The sequence below is a fragment of the Streptomyces halobius genome, from assembly GCF_023277745.1.
Lineage (GTDB): Bacteria > Actinomycetota > Actinomycetes > Streptomycetales > Streptomycetaceae > Streptomyces > Streptomyces halobius.
This window is the reverse complement of the sequence record NZ_CP086322.1, coordinates 6,565,751-6,583,512: the sequence shown is the minus strand read 5'-3', so window position 1 is coordinate 6,583,512 and position 17,762 is coordinate 6,565,751. Positions and strand designations below refer to the sequence as shown.

General features: G+C 71.3%; 16 protein-coding genes and 1 pseudogene. 10 read left to right on the top strand and 7 right to left on the bottom strand.

Annotation, left to right across the window (positions count from 1 at the left end; all coding sequences use genetic code 11):
- Nucleotides 1-161: 161 nt before the first annotated feature.
- Nucleotides 162-1,181: an adenosine deaminase gene (locus tag K9S39_RS29770; protein WP_248866424.1), complete on the bottom strand. Its 1,020-nt coding sequence runs from the start codon at nucleotides 1,179-1,181 to the stop codon at nucleotides 162-164.
- 107 nt (nucleotides 1,182-1,288) lie between these two features.
- Nucleotides 1,289-1,783: a gamma-glutamylcyclotransferase family protein gene (locus tag K9S39_RS29765; RefSeq protein ID WP_248866423.1), complete on the bottom strand. Its 495-nt coding sequence runs from the start codon at nucleotides 1,781-1,783 to the stop codon at nucleotides 1,289-1,291.
- 270 nt (nucleotides 1,784-2,053) lie between these two features.
- Between K9S39_RS29765 and K9S39_RS29760 the strand changes: the two are divergent.
- Nucleotides 2,054-2,724, top strand: a pseudogene (locus K9S39_RS29760) (SanA/YdcF family protein).
- A 24-nt stretch (nucleotides 2,725-2,748) separates the two neighbouring features.
- Here the strand turns inward: K9S39_RS29760 and K9S39_RS29755 are convergent.
- Together K9S39_RS29755 and cutA are read right to left on the bottom strand one after the other, a co-directional pair.
- The gene (locus tag K9S39_RS29755) at nucleotides 2,749-3,993 is read right to left on the bottom strand and encodes a hypothetical protein (protein WP_248866422.1); all 1,245 of its coding nucleotides are present in this window, start codon (nucleotides 3,991-3,993) and stop codon (nucleotides 2,749-2,751) included.
- A gap of 73 nt (nucleotides 3,994-4,066) precedes the next feature.
- Nucleotides 4,067-4,450, bottom strand: a complete 384-nt coding sequence (gene cutA, locus K9S39_RS29750; protein ID WP_248866421.1) for a divalent-cation tolerance protein CutA — start codon at nucleotides 4,448-4,450, stop codon at nucleotides 4,067-4,069.
- 410 nt (nucleotides 4,451-4,860) lie between these two features.
- On the opposite strand from cutA, the gene K9S39_RS29745 reads away from it, so the two are divergent.
- Nucleotides 4,861-5,235 carry a cupin domain-containing protein gene (locus tag K9S39_RS29745; RefSeq protein WP_248866420.1) on the top strand — a complete coding sequence of 125 codons (375 nt, stop codon included), beginning with the start codon at nucleotides 4,861-4,863 and terminating at the stop codon, nucleotides 5,233-5,235.
- Between the two features lie 146 nt (nucleotides 5,236-5,381).
- Nucleotides 5,382-5,636: a hypothetical protein gene (locus K9S39_RS29740; protein WP_248866419.1), complete on the top strand. Its 255-nt coding sequence runs from the start codon at nucleotides 5,382-5,384 to the stop codon at nucleotides 5,634-5,636.
- A gap of 93 nt (nucleotides 5,637-5,729) precedes the next feature.
- Here the strand turns inward: K9S39_RS29740 and K9S39_RS29735 are convergent, their stop codons facing one another.
- Nucleotides 5,730-6,518, bottom strand: a complete 789-nt coding sequence (locus tag K9S39_RS29735; protein WP_248866418.1) for a sulfite exporter TauE/SafE family protein — start codon at nucleotides 6,516-6,518, stop codon at nucleotides 5,730-5,732.
- Between the two features lie 43 nt (nucleotides 6,519-6,561).
- Here K9S39_RS29735 and K9S39_RS29730 point away from each other — a divergent pair, with 43 nt between their 5' ends.
- Both K9S39_RS29730 and K9S39_RS29725 read left to right on the top strand, forming a co-directional pair.
- The gene (locus tag K9S39_RS29730; protein WP_406708039.1) at nucleotides 6,562-7,008 is read left to right on the top strand and encodes an aldo/keto reductase; all 447 of its coding nucleotides are present in this window, start codon (nucleotides 6,562-6,564) and stop codon (nucleotides 7,006-7,008) included.
- Between the two features lie 179 nt (nucleotides 7,009-7,187).
- On the top strand, nucleotides 7,188-9,227 hold the full coding sequence (locus K9S39_RS29725) for a glycoside hydrolase (protein ID WP_248866417.1): 2,040 nt from the start codon (nucleotides 7,188-7,190) through the stop codon (nucleotides 9,225-9,227).
- Nucleotides 9,228-9,551: 324 nt separating this feature from the next.
- Here the strand turns inward: K9S39_RS29725 and K9S39_RS29720 are convergent, their stop codons facing one another.
- A complete protein-coding gene (locus K9S39_RS29720; protein WP_248866416.1) occupies nucleotides 9,552-10,022 on the bottom strand; it encodes a hypothetical protein in 471 nt (156 codons plus the stop codon).
- Nucleotides 10,023-10,232: 210 nt separating this feature from the next.
- Between K9S39_RS29720 and K9S39_RS29715 the strand changes: the two genes are divergently transcribed.
- The 5 genes from K9S39_RS29715 to K9S39_RS29695 all read left to right on the top strand — a co-directional run bounded on the left by K9S39_RS29715 (nucleotide 10,233) and on the right by K9S39_RS29695 (nucleotide 16,936).
- The gene (locus tag K9S39_RS29715; RefSeq protein ID WP_248866415.1) at nucleotides 10,233-11,693 is read left to right on the top strand and encodes an NAD(P)/FAD-dependent oxidoreductase; all 1,461 of its coding nucleotides are present in this window, start codon (nucleotides 10,233-10,235) and stop codon (nucleotides 11,691-11,693) included.
- A gap of 2 nt (nucleotides 11,694-11,695) precedes the next feature.
- Nucleotides 11,696-14,326: a nitrite reductase large subunit NirB gene (nirB, locus tag K9S39_RS29710; protein WP_248866414.1), complete on the top strand. Its 2,631-nt coding sequence runs from the start codon at nucleotides 11,696-11,698 to the stop codon at nucleotides 14,324-14,326.
- Nucleotides 14,326-14,778 (top strand): nitrite reductase small subunit NirD, encoded by a 453-nt coding sequence (gene nirD, locus K9S39_RS29705; protein ID WP_248866413.1) that lies wholly within the window; start codon nucleotides 14,326-14,328, stop codon nucleotides 14,776-14,778. The genes nirB and nirD overlap by 1 nt, the downstream gene beginning before the upstream one ends.
- 371 nt (nucleotides 14,779-15,149) lie before the next feature.
- Nucleotides 15,150-16,091: an oxidoreductase gene (locus tag K9S39_RS29700; protein WP_248866412.1), complete on the top strand. Its 942-nt coding sequence runs from the start codon at nucleotides 15,150-15,152 to the stop codon at nucleotides 16,089-16,091.
- A gap of 65 nt (nucleotides 16,092-16,156) precedes the next feature.
- Nucleotides 16,157-16,936: an RDD family protein gene (locus K9S39_RS29695; RefSeq protein WP_248866411.1), complete on the top strand. Its 780-nt coding sequence runs from the start codon at nucleotides 16,157-16,159 to the stop codon at nucleotides 16,934-16,936.
- Nucleotides 16,937-17,072: 136 nt separating this feature from the next.
- Here K9S39_RS29695 and K9S39_RS29690 read toward each other — a convergent pair whose 3' ends face one another.
- Nucleotides 17,073-17,525, bottom strand: a complete 453-nt coding sequence (locus K9S39_RS29690; RefSeq protein WP_248866410.1) for a hypothetical protein — start codon at nucleotides 17,523-17,525, stop codon at nucleotides 17,073-17,075.
- Between the last annotated feature and the right edge of the window lie 237 nt (nucleotides 17,526-17,762).

Below are 17,762 nucleotides of genomic sequence, written 5' to 3'. Positions count from 1 at the left end.
GAACTCTTAAGGGTCGCGAAGGCCCCTTGCGGGCCACAACGCACCGACGCCCAGCCGGTATTCCCGAAGCGTTCAGCCAGTACGCACCAATTGGTGCACGTCGACTGGTGCACGTCGAACCAGCACTCGCCGACCGACACGCGTCAACCGACACCCGCCGACTAGTACGCGTCAACCTCCTTCACATACGTCGCACGCGTCTCCTCGTCAAGAAACGCCGCCCGGAACGAGTTGCGCGCCAGCCTGCGCAGCGCCTCCTCGTCGAGGCCGAGCGCCTCGCGTACGGCGGTGAAGTTGTCGTCCGCGTAGCCGCCGAAGTAGGCGGGATCGTCGGAGTTGACGGTGATCAGCAGCCCGGCGTCCAGCATCGCGGGCAGCGGGTGGTCGGCGAGATCGTCGATGACCCGGAGGCGGACGTTCGACAACGGGCAGACCGTGAGCGGCACCTGGTCCGCCACCAGCCGGGCCACCAGCCGCTCGTCGTCCATACAGCGCACCCCGTGGTCGATCCGGTCCACCCCGAGGACGTCCAGTGCCTCCCACACATAGGCGGCGGGGCCCTCCTCCCCCGCGTGCGCCACGCACTTGAGCCCGGCCTCCCGGGCCAGCGCGTAGACCTCCGCGAACTTCGACGGCGGGTGCCCGACCTCCGCCGAGTCCAGGCCCACGGCCGTGATCCTGTCCAGATACGGGCGGGCCGCCTCGAAGGTCTCCAGGGCCGATGCGGCGCTCTCGTCACGCAGGAAGCACATGATCAGGCGGGTGCTGATGCCGTACGTCTCCTGGGCGCCGTCGAGCGCGCGGGCCAGGCCCCGTATGACCGTGCCCATCGGGACGCCGCGCGCGGTGTGCGCCTGCGGGTCGAAGAAGATCTCGGCGTGCCGTACGCCCTGTTCCCGCGCGCGGGCGAGGTAGGCGTTCGCGAGGTCGGCGAAGTCGTCCTCGGTGCGCAGCACATCCATCAGCGCGTAGTAGAGGTCCAGGAAGGACTGCAGGTCGGTGAAGGAGTAGGCCCGGCGCAGCGCATCCTCGGTGGCGTACGGGAGGGATATGCCATTGCGCTCGGCGAGCGCGAACACCAGCCCGGGTTCCAGGGTGCCCTCGATGTGGAGATGCAGTTCGGCCTTGGGCAGCGGGGGCTTGGGGGCCGAGGGGGAGGTGGTGGAAGTGAGGGAAGGCACGCGGGTGACACCTGTTCTGCGGTACGGGTAGGGCACGTCATGGCTCTCCCGGTACGGGAAAGGGCCTCGTTCACGGGTGGCCCTCCGTACGGGAGCGATCGTCCAGGTTAACCGGCGGTGTGGTCCCGGGTGGTCGGGGCACCGGGTCCGAGCGGCCGCCGGGCCCGCGCGACCCCGGTGGCGTTCAGCCAGTCGCCGCTCTCGATGGGGACGCCGACGGCGCGCAACCGGGCGGCGAGCGGCTCGGCCGCCAGGTAGACCCAGGCCGGTACGGTCCTGCCGTCCGGGCACACGGCTTCGGTGACCACCCGCTCGTAGAGGTTCCCGGGGTCGCCGGGGGCGTAGCCCTCCAGCCGGTCCAGCACCGTGCGCACCTCGTCGTAGTCGGCGTCCCGGGGCCGGACGAGGTCCCCGTGGACCACCGCGTCCTCGGGCCCGGCGACGGCATACGGGTACCCGGGGCCGTCGTAGAGCAGCGCGCCGCCGATCCGGGCCGGCTCCTCGGACGCGGTCCTGCCGCGCAGCGCCCAGCCGTAGTTGGCCTCCCCGGGGCGCAGCGTCCCGTACACGAAGAACGGCAGGCGCCCGTGCTCGGTGCTCATGTGCGGGGGATCCTCTCATCCGTTCCGGGCTGGCACTTCGCGGGGGGGGGCGGCAACCCGCTCGGACGGGCCGGCCGTGCGCTGCCGCCGTCGTCGGGATCGGCGGCCCCACTGCAACCATGCCAGGTCGGCGGGCGTCGCAGCTGTCGAGATCGATCACGGGTACGAGCGCAGGTGCGTACGGGCACGAGTGCAGGTGCGCGTACGGGCACGAGCGCGGGTCCGCGTACGGGCCTGCGCACCCGTAGGCGGGCGGGAGAGGGAGTACGCATGCGAGGCGTGGGGCTGGTTCGACGGCGAATACGGCTGCCGCGGACCCGGCGAGGGTGGCGCCGCATGTACCAGGCCGTCGTGGTGCTGACAGTGCTCGCGCTGGCCCCCGCGACCTGGATGAACGCGACGGGCGGCCCACGCGTCGGCACCGTCGCGGACGCGCCCGCCGCGCCGGTCGCCGTGGTCTTCGGCGCGGGCCTGTGGAACGGCGAGCCGTCGCCGTATCTCGCGCACCGGCTGGACGCGGCCGCCGAGCTGTACGACCGGGGCACGGTCCGCGCGATCCTGGTCACCGGCGACAACAGCCGCCGCGACTACGACGAACCGGACGCGATGCGCGGCTATCTGCTGCGGCACGGCGTCCCGGCCCGGAAGATCGTCAGCGATTACGCGGGCTTCGACACCTGGGACTCCCGCAGCCGTGCGCACCGGAGGACCGGGCGGTGCTGGTCAGCCAGGGCTTTCACATCCGGCGTGCGGTGGCGCTGTGCCAGGCGGCCGGCATCGAGTCGTACGGCGTAGGAGTCGCCGCCCGGCACGATCTGACCTGGGCCGGCGGCGTACGGGAGATCTTCGCGGCGGGGAAGGCGGCCGCGGAGGCGCTGCTGCGGACGGATCCGCACTTCCTCGGGCCACCGGAGAACGGGCTGGCGGAGGCGCTGCGGTAGCGCCTCCGCCGGTTCCTGGCGTGCTCACTCCTGTGTCGCGCGGGCGTAGAGCGTGAAGATCGCCGTCCCGAAGTAGGGGCTGTAGGAGATCCGGTGGTTGTCCGGACCTTTGGGGCCTCCGCCGTTGAGACCGCCGATGAGGCCGATGATCCGGCCGGTCTTGGTCTGCTCGCTGACGTCGGTCAGCCAGGGGCTGCCCGAGGTGCCGCCGTAGAACCCCCCGCATTCCATGCGCAGCTGACGGGTTCCGGCCAGCCGGGAAGTGCGGGTGTCACAGCTCACGGCCCGGTCCTCCGGGTCGTTGCGGACGTTGGGGTAGCCGGTGACGGTGACCTTGTTGTGGTAACCGGGTGTGGCGGCAAGGACGTTGGCCCCGGTGACCGACTCGATCGGGCGGCCGAGTTCGTCCGGCTCGACGGTGGCGAAGGCGAAGTCGAGATCGGAAGCGGATCCGGTGGTACCGCGGCCGGGGTAAGCGAAGGTCTCGCTGATCGCCCACACCCCGTACGGCTGGGTGTCCGCGCCCGACTGGTACTGCGGGACGAAGGCGGCGTTGGTACCCGGTTCGCAGTGCCCGGCGGTGAGGATCAGATCACGCCGCGGGCTGTGCACCACACTGGCGGTGCAGTGGTGCGCCCGCGCGTCCCCGTCGAGGGAGAACAGCACGCCGACGGTCGGGATGCCGTCGAAGTGGCGTGCGGTGGGGGTGGGTTGGGCGTCACCGGGGCCGGCGGCGGGCGCGGGCCGGGAGGTGGTGCGCGTCGGGTCCTCGCCCGTGGGCTGGGTGGCGTCCTCGGCCGGGGCGGCGTCGGCCATGCGCCGGGGTGTCCAGTACGCGGCGGCGTCACGGCTGGTCCAGTCGGCGCCGGGGTTGATGGTGCTGGCCTGTATACGGGGCTTGTTCTGGCCACCGGGATTGTCGCCGCTGCCGGGACTGTCGCGGCCGTCGCCACGCTCGGCGGGGCTGTCTTGGTCACTGCGACCGTCGTGCTCGGCGGGGCCGTCATGGTTACTGCGACTGTCGTGCTCGACGGGGCCGCCATGCGTGGTGGGGCTGCCGGTCTCGGCCTGACTGGCGGCGCTGGTGGGGCTAGTGGAGCTGTTGGGGTCCGACGGTTTTCCGGTGTCGGCACCGGAGACGGACGCGACGCTCACCGACGCCGTGCCCAGGCACAGTGTCACGCCGAGCGCGGCCGCCGCCGTCCTCCTCCAGGGACGCCGGGAACGAGCCGCTCCAGACGCCTCGGCCACATCAGCCCCACCAGCCACTCCGACTCCCCCGACTACTCCGACTCCCTCGGCCGTTTCGATTCGCTCGGCCGCCTCGGGGCGCCTCCGCACGTCAGCTCGTCTCCTCTGCGACCCAGGACAGATAACCGGAGCCACCGTGGGTGATCGGGGTGGCGATGATCTCGGGGGTGTCATAGTCGTGCGCTTCATGGAGGTAGGCCGCCAGCGCCTCGTAACGCGCGACCACCGTCTTGAACAGCACCTGCCACTCCCGGCCGGTCTCGACGGCGCCCTCCCAGCGGTACACCGAGGTCACCGGCGCACTGACCTGCGCACAGGCCGCGAGCCGCCCCTCGATCGCACCACGCGCCAGCCGCTCGGCCTTCTGCTCGCTGTCGATCGTCGTCATGACGGTCAGAAAACGGGCCGGCTCCCCCACGTCGCGCGGCGGGGCGGACGGCTCGGGCGGTTCGTTCAGGGCTGTCGGGTCGGCCACGGTGGTGCACCCTTCGAGACGAGGACGGAGGTGGAAAGTCCGGGGACGGGAACGGGGAAGGAACGCGGGACAAGGAAACGAGGGAACGAGGGACAAGAGCCGGAACGAAGACCAGGACGGGCTGAGGCCGGGACCGGCACGGAGGCATGGCGGAAGGGCTCGGCACGGCGGACGTTCGATCGGCACTGATCACCTCGCGTCGCATCGTACGGATGACGATGATCACCCCGGTAGCGGCGGGCCCGCCCCGTCATGGTCAAGCACCCGGACGCCCCGGTAGGTGTACATACGCCCCGCCCCGCCCCGAACGCCCCGGTTGCGCCCGCTCGGGCACCGGCAAGGATGGAGAGGAACACCGACGGAGGTGAGGAGGAGCCCCGCCGGCGGTCCGCACCCGAAAGGCCCGCACCATGGAGAACCTGAACACCCTCACCCGTATGGAGATCGACGACGCCAGGGCCTCCGCCCACGGCCGCAGCGCCCATCTCTTTCTGCACGACGGGCCGCTGCGACAGACCGTGATCGCGCTGACCGCGGGTTCCGCGCTGGACGAGCACAATTCGCCCCCGGCAGGGAGCCTGCAGGTGCTGCGCGGGCGGGTCCGGCTGACCAGGGCCGCCGGGCAGGAGGAGCTGGCCGCCGGTCAGGTCACCGGGCTCCCGCACGAGCGGCATGGGCTGCTGGCGGTCGAGGACTCGGCGGTACTGCTGACGGCCGTCACAGAGGTGCCGAAACCGCCGGTCGCCGCGGCGGGGCGGGGCTCGCCGCGGTCAACGGGCGGGTAGCCGGGGACAGTTGGCGGGACGACCGGAGACGGCCGTCATCCCAGCCTCAAGCCCAACCCCGCCCCGCACGTCACCCACCATTGCCCTCCATCTTCCTCATTTTTCTTCCTCTCGAATCTTCATATCATTCTGAATGTTCTGTACTCTTGAAGCATGACGAGTCCGAAGGCAAGGCGCATCTGACCGAGGAGGAGGAAAACCTCCTCGCCAGGCTCTACGGCCGCGCGATGAACAGTCGCTCGAACGAGGACGCGGTGGTGTGCATCTGGGCTGCGGCCTCGACGCCCGCGTCCACCGCCTGGATCCGGGGCCAGGGGTGCGGTGGTTCGACATCGCGGGCCGCCCGCGCCATCGCCGCAGCAACCTACTTCCGGCGGCCTACCGGGTGCCGGCTCGGTTGATGGCGCTGGTGCCGAGGGTGCGGGATATGGCGCGGATGTACCACTGCCGGTTCTGAGGGGTGAGTAAGGGATCGAATACGAACCGTGGCCGGGTCAGACCGCCAGCCACTGGTCGTAGGCCAGTTTGCACAGAAGGGAGACGACCACGACGACCAGTACGCCCCGGACGAAGCCGGCGCCGCGTTTCAGGGCCATTTTGGCGCCGACCATGCCACCGACGAGATTGAACAGTGCGAGCAGTGCGCCGAGTTGCCACAGCACAGTGCCCTGGATCGCGAACATCGTCAGGGCGCCGACGTTGGTACAGACATTGATCACCTTGGCGGTGGCGGAGGACGTGACCAGGTCCATATGCAGTACGGCGGCGAGCGCGATGACGAGGAAGGCGCCGGTCCCCGGGCCGATCAGGCCGTCGTAGAAGCCGATGCCCAGGCCCGCGATGAGGATCGCCGCCAGCACCCGCTGCCGGGTGACCGGGCCCGAGGGCGCGGGGGCGGCTCCGAAGGCGGGGCGGAAGAGGACAAAGGCGAGCACCGCCACGAGAACGGCCATGATCAGCGGGCGTAGCACCTCGCTGTTGATGCCGGCCGCGAAGAACGCACCGGCCAGTGATCCGGCGAGCGCGGCAAGGCCGATGCGCAGTGCAGTCCATAGATCGATGGGGGCTTTGCGGACGTAGGTGACGGCGGCCGCGGCGGTGCCCACGATGGCGGTGGACTTGTTGGTGCCCAGGACAAAGGCGGGGGGTGTGTGCGGGAGTCCGACCAGCAGGGCGGGGAGCAGCAGGAGGCCGCCGCCGCCCACCACGGCATCGATCCAGCCTGCCGCGAGGGCGGCCAAGCAGAGGAGGGTCAACGTGAAGAGATCTATGTGAGGGGGCACTGAGTGATCTTATGAAGGGGCGTGCGGCCTAGGCTCCCGGTTTATGGACGCTGAAACGCACTTTCCGTTCGGTGAAAACTTGCCGGTACGGCGGCTGGGGTTCGGGACCGGCGGGCTCGTCGGCGCCGGTTACTGGGGTCCTCGGCACGACGACCCGCAGCGCTCCGTCGCGCTGCTCCGCCGCGCTGTGGAGCGCGGGGTCACGCTGATCGAAACCGCCGACAACTACGGCCCCGATGTGGCCGAGGAGTTGGTGGCGCGTGCCCTGCATCCGTATCCGGAAGGGCTGGTGATCGCGACGAAGGGAGGGGTGGTCCGGACAGGGCCGGACGTCTGGCATATCGCGGGGCGGCCGCAGCGGCTTCGGGCGATGTGCGAGGCGAGTCTGCGCAGGTTGCGGGTACGAGCTCGCCCGCTCACCTGGACGAGAACCTCGACGCGGCACGCATCACGCTCACGGAGGAGGACATGGCACTACTGGAGGGAGTGAAGTGACGTGACGTCTTAAGTGAAGTGACGTCTTGGGAGAGGAGAGGAGAGGAGAGGAGAGGTGGGGAGGGGCGGCCCGGGGGGAGGGGGAGAGAGGGGAGAGAAGGGGGCGGCCCCCGATCCCTCCTCTCAGGGCCTCTCTTAGAACGTTCTTAGGCATGCCCCGTATCCACATTCACCATGGAATCCATCACAAGCAGGGATGTCTCCGGGGACAGTTCAGGTTCATCGGCCGGCCGCGTGCGGCGACGCCGTGGCACACGGGTGCTGGCCGCTTCCCTCGCGTTCACCGCTACCGCGCTCGGCGTCGCCGGATGTGACGGCGCGTCCGCCGCCACGCTCCAGGGGCACCGCCTCGAACTGCCCGTGACCGGAGGCACGGCCGTCGTCGACACCACCTCGCTGGCGGTGACCGCGCACACGGACGACGGGCGGCGGCTGGTGCTGTCCGATCCCGCCGCCGGTGAGCTCGGCGAGCCGGGGCCGGTGACCGGTACGGCCAACGGGGCGCGCTGGAGCTATCCCGTCAAGGGGTTGAGTGTGACGGCGAGTTCGGACCACGGACGGCTGCGGATCGCGCTGCGGTCGGACCGTGACGGCTCCCTCAGCTGGCCGGTGACCGGCACCGATCCCGCCGCCTCCGCCGTCCAGCTCCCGCGCGGCCAGGGCCTGGACATCCCCGTACGGGACGCCTTCTGGAACTCGAAGAGGGGTGGCCTGGCCGGCCGCACGGTCGATGTGGGAGCCGAACTGTCCCTGCCCCTGTGGGGCTACTCCCTGAGCGGCGAAGGCGTGTCCGGCCGCGGGCACGGCGTCAGCTATCTCACCCCCACCGACCTCGGCACATCCCTGCGCTTCACCTCCACCGGCGGGCGGCTGCGCACCACGGCCGCCCACGCCTTCGACGCCGGCGAGGGCACCCGTACGTACTCCGTCTCCTTCTCCCTCACCGACGGCAATCCGGTCGCCGCCGCCGCCGACTACCGCTCCTACCTCTCCCAGACGGGCCAACTGGGCAGCCTCCGCGAGAAGATCAAGAAGAACCCGGCCGACGGAAAGCTGCTCGGCGCCTTCCACGCCTACCTCTGGGGCGACGCGCGCTCCGCGTCCGGTGTCCGCGAACTGCAGCGACTGGGGGTGGACCGTATGTGGCTCGGTTACGACTCCGGTCCCGATGGGATGGACGCCTCCGCGGTACGGGCCGCCAAGAAGGCGGGCTACCTCGTAGGGCCGTACGACTCGTTCGCCAACGGCCAGGACCCGAAGACGGCCGACAGCCCCAACTCCGCCTGGCCGGACCGGGTCTATCCCGACTTCTGCGTACGGAAGACGGACGGCACACCGCAGACCGGCTTCGGCGGGCGCGGCTGCTATCTCAGCTCGCGCGCCTTCGAGAAGGCCGAGCCGGCCAAGCACTATCTGGCCGAGCACACCCGCTCGATGGTCGCCAACGGGGCGGACAGTTACTTCCTCGACGTCGACGCGACCGGTGAGCTGTTCCGCGACCACGGCGCCGGTCATGAGATGACAAAGGCGGGCGACCGCGAGAACCGGCTCGCCCGGATGCGGCGGCTGTCGCGGCACCTCGTCCTCGGATCCGAGACCGCCCAGCCCTGGGCCAACCAGGTGCTGGCCTTTGACCACGGGGCGGGCACCCCGGTCGCCGACGGCCTGTGGGAGCTGGAGCGCGACAAGCAGAAGTGGGGCGGCTACTACCCGCAGAACGCCCCGAAGACCTTCTTCAAGCCGGTGCGGCTGCCCGACGAGCTGGTCACGGCCATGTACGACCCGAAGTACCGCATCCCGCTCTACGAGACGGCGCTGCACAGTTCACTGGTCAACGCGGAGCGCTGGGAGCTGTCGTACGAGAAGCTGCCCGCCCAGAAGACCACCCGCGCGCTGCTCGCGATGCTCTACAACACGCCTCTCAACTACGTCCTCGACGGCCCGACGCTGACGAGGAACGGACCCGAACTCGCTGCGCTGCAGAAGTACTTCGCACCGCTGCACCGCGTCGCGGGCACCGAGCGGATGACGTCCTTCCGCTGGCTGACCGTCGACCGCACCGTGCAGCGCACGGCCTTCGGCGACGGCGCGCTGACCGTCACCGCCAACTTCGGCGGGACGGCGTACCACGGGCTGCCGGGCGGCTGCGTCGACGCGAAGCTGCGTACGGACGCACAGCCGCGGCGGCTGTGCCCGACGGAGGCGGCCGGCTGACGCCTCGCCGGCATCGGGGCGGTGCGCCCGCCCGGCGCACCGCCCTGACTCCACGGCGGCACCGACACCTTCCGGCGGCGGGACGTGCGTGGTCCCCAGCGACCCCGCACCGGGCGGGCAAGGGCGAACCCAAGGCAGGGGCCAAGGCCAAGGCAGGGGCCACCCCCAAGGCCAAGTTCAGGGCCAGGGCCAGGGCCAGGGCCAACGGACCGTATACGGGGCATCTCCGGCCCGCAGCCCCTCGCCGGCCCTCGGCGATGCCCCGTAACTCCTTCAGACCCCGTGACTCCCTCAGCCCCCGTGACTCCTTCAGGCCCCAGAGCCCTATGCGCCCCCGGGAGCGACCCTGGTCCGCGGGCCGCGGTCGCCACCGTCTCCGTCGCGATGCCGCGCCAGCCAGACCCCGCGGCCCACCGCCCACAGCAGCAGCCCGGCCACCACCGGGCCACCGAACATGATCACCAGGCCGGCCCCGATGTCGGCGCCCACCACCCCGGCGGTCAGCACCCGCCATCCGAAGCCGATCATCAGCCCCGCCATGATCAGCGGCCCCAGGACCTGCCACCCCCGGGGTGCGAAGGTCCCGCGGTGCGAGGCACGAGCCAGCAGGACCCCGGCGGCACCGGCGAGCAGCAGAGCGGCCACACCGATCTTGATGTCCGGACCGGCCGGGATGTCCAGGGGCGCAACGGCATGGTCCAGCCGGTACGAGGGCAGGCCCCGGTCGTCGTTCTGCCCGACCAGTCCCCACGTCGCGACCGGTACGGCGGCGGCCAGGACGGCGGCGGCCGCCATGGGGCTCTGTGCGTACGTCTGCGCATGGGCCTATGGTGGCCGTGCAGGTCACCAGCCGCAGGAGTACGCGTACTCATCCGTGCTCATGCTCCTCGGTGCGCACTCGCGCCCCGCCCTCACACACCGGTCACCGCCTCGCTGAGCGCAGCGTTCCGCGGGGGAAACAGGGGGGATGCGGGCGGGTAACAGCCGCGACGCAGGCTGACGAGCATGACTCCGACAACGCGAGTGGTGGTGATCGGCGGCGGGATGGCCGGTGCCCGGCTCGCCCGCCAGCTGACCGCCGCGCCCGCCGCCCCGGCAGGCTCCGGCGCCGCCGTGGCCAACGCGGTCACCGCCCCCCTCTCCGTCACCGTCATCGGCGAGGAGCCGCACCCGCCGTACAACCGTGTGCTGCTCGCCGAGGTCCTCGCGGGCCGCTACGCGCCGGAGGTCATCGAGCTGCCCGCGCCCGGCAGCGGAGCGCGCCGGATGAGCGGTGTCCGGGCGGTCCGTATCGACCGGGACACCCGGCGGGTGCTGTGCGACGACGGTCAGGACATTCCGTACGACCTCCTCGTGCTGGCCACCGGGGCCAACCCGGTGCTGCCCCCGCTCCGTGGGCTCTTCACCGCCGGCGGTGGTGATCTCCCGGACGGTGTGCACCCCTTCCGCACCATGGACGACTGCCAGGCACTGGCCGCCGCGGTACGTCCCGGCGCACCGGTCGTGGTGATCGGCGGCGGGCTGCTCGGGGTCTCCGCGGCCCGCGCGCTGGCCGGGCGCGGCGCCCAGGTCGTCCTGGCGCACCAGGGCGAACACCTGATGGAGCGTCACCTGGATGCGGATGCCGCGGAGCTGCTCGGAAAGCACATGGCCGCGCTCGGCATCGAGGTGCACACCGAGTGCCGCGTACGAGGGATCGGGACCGGTCCGCGGCAGCAGGCGCCGGAGTGGGAATCGGCGTCGGAGCCGGCTTCGGCATCGACACCGGAGTCGAGGTCGGAGTCGGCGAAAGCGTCGTCCGCCGCCCCCGCGCCCCGCGCCGTACGCGCCGTGGAGCTCGCCGACGGCTTCCGCCTGGACGCCGAGCTGGTGGTCCTCGCCTGCGGTGTCCGGCCGCGCACCGGGCTCGCCCAGGCCGCCGGTCTGGACGTCGGCCGCGGCGTCCGCGTGGACGACACCCTGCGCACCAGCGATCCGCGTATCTTCGCCATCGGTGACTGCGCCGAGCACAACGGGACCGTCTACGGGCTGGCGGGCGCCGCCCAGGAACAGGCCGACGCGCTCGCCCGCGTACTGCCCCACGCACTGACCGAAGCGCCGTCCGGGCCGAACACACCCGTGACGTCCGGCACCGCCCCGTACACCGGCACCCGCGCCCTGACCCGGCTGACCCTGGCCTCCCAGGAGGCCCCCGCGTCAACATCCCCCACCAACCACCCCTCGTTTCCCTTCGACCTCGCCGCCTTCGGCGAGACCACCCCGCTCCCCGGCGACGACGTCGTCCGCCTCTCCGATGCCACCCGGACGTCCTATCGCAAGGTCGTCGTGCGCGGAGACCGGCTGGTCGGCGGCATCCTCCTCGGCGATCTCGGCACTGTCGGCGCGCTCGCCCGCACCTGGGAGGGCGATGAGCCGCTCCCCACAGCCCCCCTGCTCCACCTGCTCACCACCGATGGAGGCTTCTGATCATGGCCGCAGCCGCCACCCCGCACCAGAACACCACCCCGGGCGCCACCCCCGCCCGCCCCACCATCGTGCTCGTCGGACACGGCATGGTCGGCCAGCGCTTCCTTGAGGAGCTCACCGACCGCGGCGTCACCGAGCGCGCGCGGGTGGTCGTGCTCTGCGAGGAGCCCCGTCCGGCCTACGACCGCGTCCAGCTGACGTCGTACTTCGCCGGCCGCACCCCGGACGAACTGAGCCTCACCGAGTCCGGCTTCATGGCCCGGCACGGCATCGAACTGCACCTGGGCGACCCGGCCACCACGATCGACCGCGACACCCGCACGGTGACCGCGCGCTCCGGCCTGACCGTCCGCTACGACACCCTGGTGCTGGCCACCGGCTCCTACCCGTTCGTTCCGCCGGTGCCCGGCAAGGACAGCACGGGCTGCTTCGTCTACCGCACCATCGAGGACCTGCTCGCCATCGAGGAGTACGCCAAGAACTCCGGCACCGGTGTCGTCGTCGGCGGCGGACTGCTCGGCCTGGAGGCGGCCGGCGCGCTCAAGGGACTCGGGCTGCGGACCCACATCGTGGAGTTCAACCCGCGGCTGATGGCCCTCCAGGTCGACGAGGGCGGCGGCGCCGCGCTGCGCCGCACCGTCGAGGACATGGGCCTTGAGGTGCACACCGGCGTCGGCGGCAAGGAGATCGTCGCGGGCGACGGCGGCGCGGTCACCGCCATGGAACTCTCCGACGGCTCTCGGGTCGACACCGACCTCGTGATCTTCTCCGCCGGTGTCCGCCCCCGCGACCAGCTCGCCCGGGACTGCGGCCTCACGGTCGGCGAGCGGGGCGGTATCACCATCGACGAGCAGTGCCGCACCAGCGACCCCGCCGTCTACGCGATCGGCGAATGCGCGCTGGCGGTCGACGGCCGGGTCTACGGCCTGGTCGCACCGGGCTACGACATGGCCCGCACGGCCGCCGACACCATCGCCGGGCAGGAGAGCGACTTCACCGGCGCCGACCTCTCCACCAAGCTCAAGCTGCTCGGCGTGGACGTCGCCTCCTTCGGCGACGCGCACGGCACCACCGAAGGGTGCCTCGACGTCGTCTACGCGGACTCCCGCAGCGGCGTCTACAAGAAGCTGGTCATCGGCTCCGAGGGCGAGCTGCTCGGCGGTGTGCTGGTCGGCGACGCCGAGGCGTACGGCATGCTGCGCCCGCTGACCGGCAGCGTGCCCCCGCTCGCCCCGGAACAGCTGGTACTCCCCGCCGGGACCGGCGGGCCCGTCGCCCTCGGCCCGTCCGCCCTCCCGGACGACGCCGTGATCTGCAACTGCCACAACGTCACCAAGGGCGCGATCCGCTCCGCGGTCACCGAGCACTCCTGCGGCACCGTGCCCGAGGTCAAGAAGTGCACCAAGGCCGGCACCGGATGCGGCTCCTGCGTCAAGGCGCTCACCACCCTGGTCAACGACGAGCTGGAGGCCAGCGGTGTCACCGTCGACAAGGGCCTGTGCGGCTGCTTCCCGCACACCCGCGCCGAGCTCTACGAGGTCGTCCGTACCCTGCGGCTGACCACCTTCGCCGAGCTGCTGGACTCGCACGGCCGCCCGGAGGCCAGGGACGGCGACGGCTGCGAGATCTGCAAGCCCACCGTCGGCTCGATCATCGCCTCCCTCGCGCCCACCGTCGGCGCCGACGGCTATGTCCTCCACGGGGAGCAGGCCGCCCTCCAGGACACCAACGACCACTTCCTCGCCAACCTGCAGAAGAACGGCTCGTACTCGATCGTGCCGCGGATCCCCGGCGGTGAGATCACCCCGGAGAAGCTGATCGTCATCGGTGAGGTGGCCCGTGACTTCGGCCTCTACACCAAGATCACCGGAGGTCAGCGGATCGACCTGTTCGGCGCCCGGGTCGACCAGCTCCCGCGGATCTGGACCCGCCTGGTGGACGCCGGCTTCGAGTCGGGACACGCCTACGGCAAGGCACTGCGCACGGTGAAGTCCTGCGTCGGGCAGACCTGGTGCCGCTACGGCGTCCAGGACTCCGTCCGGATGGCCATCGACCTGGAGCTGCGCTACCGGGGCCTGCGCTCGCCGCACAAGCTGAAGTCCGCGGTCTCCGGCTGCGCCCGCGAATGCGCGGAGGCGCGCGGCAAGGACTTCGGCGTCATCGCCACGTCGAACGGCTGGAACCTGTACGTCGGCGGCAACGGCGGCGCCGATCCACGCCACGCCGACCTGCTCGCCCAGGACCTCTCCGACGGCGAGCTGATCCGCCTCATCGACCGGTTCCTGATGTTCTACATCCGTACCGCCGACCGGCTGGAGCGCACCTCCGCCTGGCTGGAGCGGATCGAGGGCGGCCTCGACCACGTACGGGACGTCGTCGTCCACGACTCGCTGGGACTGTGCGACGAGCTGGAGTCCCTGATGGCCGCGCATGTCACCAACTACCGCGACGAATGGGCCGAAACGCTCGCCGATCCCGACCGGCTGGCCCGCTTCGTCTCCTTCGTCAACGCGCCCGACGCCCCGGACCCGTCGGTCCGGTTCGTGCCGGAGCGCGACCAGGTCAAGCCGGACCTGACGGTGCTGGCCGGCCCGACCCTGCCCGTTCGCACCCTGGAAGGGACCTCCGCCTGATGACCACCGCACCGACCTCTGACGCACTGACCTCTGACGCAGCGGCCCCTGATGCCGCGAAGGGGTCTTCTCATGCCGCTACGGGATCCGCTACGGGCGCCCACGCCCCGCTTGCCCCGGACGCCACCTCCACGGTCGAGGTCTTCGGCCCCGAGGGCTGGTTCGCGGTCTGCGCGCTGGACGACCTCACGCCGGGGCGCGGCGTCGCCGCCCTGCTCCCGGACGGTGAACAGATCGCGCTGTTCGTCGACCGCGCCGGCCGTGCGTACGCGATCGCCAACCGCGATCCGTTCACCGGCGCGTATGTCCTCTCCCGCGGCCTGACGGGATCCGCCGCCGACCGCCCGTTCGTGGCATCACCGCTGCTCAAGCAGCGTTTCGACCTGGCGACCGGGGAGTGCCTGGACGACCCGTCGGTCTCGGTCCGGGCGTATCAGGTGCGGGTTCGTTGAGTGTGACGGCCGGGGGGGGACGCCGGGCGGGATGACGGCCGGGCGGGATGACGGCCGGGCGGGATGACGGCCGGGAGGCGTAACGGCTGGGAGGCGTAACGGCCGGGGGCGGCCGGGGGCGGCCGGGAGGGGTGGTGGCAGGGAAGGGGGTGGCCGGGAAATCGGGGAATACCGTCCCGCCCGGCCGCGTTGGGGCCTGCAAGGGGCCCTTGCAACCCTTAGGGGATCCGACCGCCCGCCCCTAAGGGATCCCCCTGACGGCCCCCCTAAGGGTTGCCGCCCCGCTGACCGGCACCCCGAAGAGCCGACCACCGCCGACTCGCCCTCCCCTCGGGGATACCCTGGCACTCCCCCCACGGAGGAGTGCAGGCGTGACCCGGTGGAACACCAGCCACATTCCCGACCAGACCGGCCGCTCGGCAGTCGTCACGGGCGCCAACAGCGGCATCGGCTATGTCACCGCGCGCGAACTGGCGCGGCGCGGCGCCCGCGTGCTGCTGGCCTGCCGCAATGAGACGCGCGGTGCCGCCGCCTTGGAGCGGCTGCGTTCCGAAGTCCCCACCGCCGAGGCCGAGGTGCGGCCGCTCGACCTGGCCGACCTGTCGTCCGTACGGGACTTCGCCGCCGCCCTCGACGACTTCGACGGTGACCGCCTCGACCTGCTCGTCAACAACGCGGGCGTGATGGCGCTGCCGTACCGCACCACCGCCGACGGCTTCGAGATGCAGTTCGGCACCAACCACCTCGGACACTTCGCGCTGACCGGGCTGCTGTTGCCCAGGCTTCTGGCCACCCCCGGAGCGCGTGTCGTCACCGTCTCCAGCATGATGCACGCCATCGCCAACGTTGCTCTCGAAGACCTCAACAGCGTGCGCAAATACGGGCGTTGGACCGCCTACGGGCGGTCGAAAAGCGCAAATCTGCTCTTTGTTCATGAATTGACCCGGCGACTGGCAGCGGCCGGTTCGCACGTCATCGCGGCCGCCTCACACCCCGGCTACGCCGCCACGAATCTGCAGGCCACAGGCCCCCGGATGGAGGGCCGCCGGTCCGCCGAACGGGTCATGGAGCTCGGCAACCGCCTCATCGCCCAGTCCCCGGAGGCCGGCGCGCTGGGCACCCTCTGCGCGGCCACCGCCCCGCACATGAAACCGGACTCCTTCATCGGCCCGCGCAACGGCCTGCGCGGCGCCCCCGCCTCGTCCTTCCGCGCGCCGTGGACGAAGAACGACTCGATCTCCGAGCGGCTGTGGACCGCCTCGGAACAACTCACGGACGTCCGTTACGACTTCCCCCCGCCCGCTACGTCCTGACCTGCGGCTGACGCCCGGTCTGCGCCATGGAACGATCCATACCAGCCATGGAAGGATCCGTGACCATGTACGACCGATCCTTTCCGCAGCAGCAGCCTCAGCAGCCACATCATCGGAAGGGGCAGGGGCAGGGGCAGGGGCAGGGGCAGGGGCAGGGGCAGCAGAACCCATATCAGCAGCCGTATCAGCCGGGTCCACCGCCCCAGCAGCACCAGCAAGGCCCGCCGTCTCAGCAGCAGCATCGGCAAGGCCCGCCGTCCCAGCAGCCGTACGGCCAACAGCACCCACAGCAGCAGCACGGCCAGCAGCCGTATGGCCAGCCGTCACACAGCCAGCAGCAGGCACAGCAGTATCCGTACCAGCAGCAACCGCCCGTTCCTCACCCGCAGGGACCCGTCTCCCGGGCGGCGGCCCCGCATATCCCCAAAGCCGCCGGCGACATGCGCCGCATCGGGGCGGTCACCCTCGACGGTTTGCTGGCCCTCACCGCCTTCTTCATCGGCTTCCTCGTCTCCTCGGAATCCGATCTGCCCTTCGCGAAAGCCCTGCTCATCACCCTCGGCAGCGGCTTCGGCTTCGGCTTCCTCAACCATGTGGTCCTGGCCCGGACAGCCGGCGCCAGCATCGGCAAGTTCGCCGCCCGCACCCGGGTGATCTACGAGAAGACCGGCGCACGCCCCCGCCTGGCCCGGCTGTTCCGCCGCTGGCTGGGTGGCTACCTCTTCATCGTCCTGTGGGCCATCGCCGCGCTGATGGACTCGGCGGACGGGCCGGACGACTTCTGCGGCATCCGCCTGATCCGTTACCGCGACCTGCGGGCGGCCGCCGAAATGCAGGGCAGGTAACGGCCACTGGGCCGACAGGTCCGGGCCGGCAAGGTCACCGGGCCGTCATCACCCAGGGCCCACGCCCTCGCCGATGCAGCCCGATGAGGCCGATGCGGGCCGATGCAGCCCGTTGCGGCCCCGAAGCCTCCCGGAATCAGCCCCACTCCGCACCCGGTTCCCGCCCGGTCCCCGGTTCCAGTCCCGACGCCTCGAACACCGCCCGCGCGCCGTCATGATCGATACGATCGGCCAGCGCCTGCAGCGGGGCCGCTCCGCAGCGGAGCAGGCCACGGCCGCGAGACCGGCGTACGCCCTGGTCCAGGCGGTGCCACAGCACCGGGTTGGCGGTGAGGACCTTGGGGTCCAGCTCGACGCGGCCGCCCACCGCGTCACGGAGCACCAGCCTCGGGGCCACCCCGTCCCCGCGGCGGACGAGAACCAGCAGATCCGTACGGACCCGGCGAGTACGCAGCAGGCCACGGGAGGCCAGCCAGTGCTCGTCGGCCGTCACCCGTGACGGGTAGAGGACCGCGAAGAGCACCAGCGCGAGTGCCGTCCAGCAGAGAAAACGCCACGGGACGAGAGTCCGGTTGGCGAGGTCGGCCACAAGCAAGAGGGCAAGCAGTCCGGCTGTACACCAGAGCGCGGCGCGCAACTCGGACGCCCAGGTCCGGTCATGAGCCGTCCCGCGGTCGCACAAAGGCGGTGGGGGTACCGCCGATCGGCTGTCTGCCGCGCGCCCATATCCGGTCCCTCTCGTCGCTCCCGCAACGCCCCCGGCGCCCGCCTCATCCCCGTCATCCCCGTCGTCTGTCGTGAATTCGGGCCCCAGGCCACGTCGTCG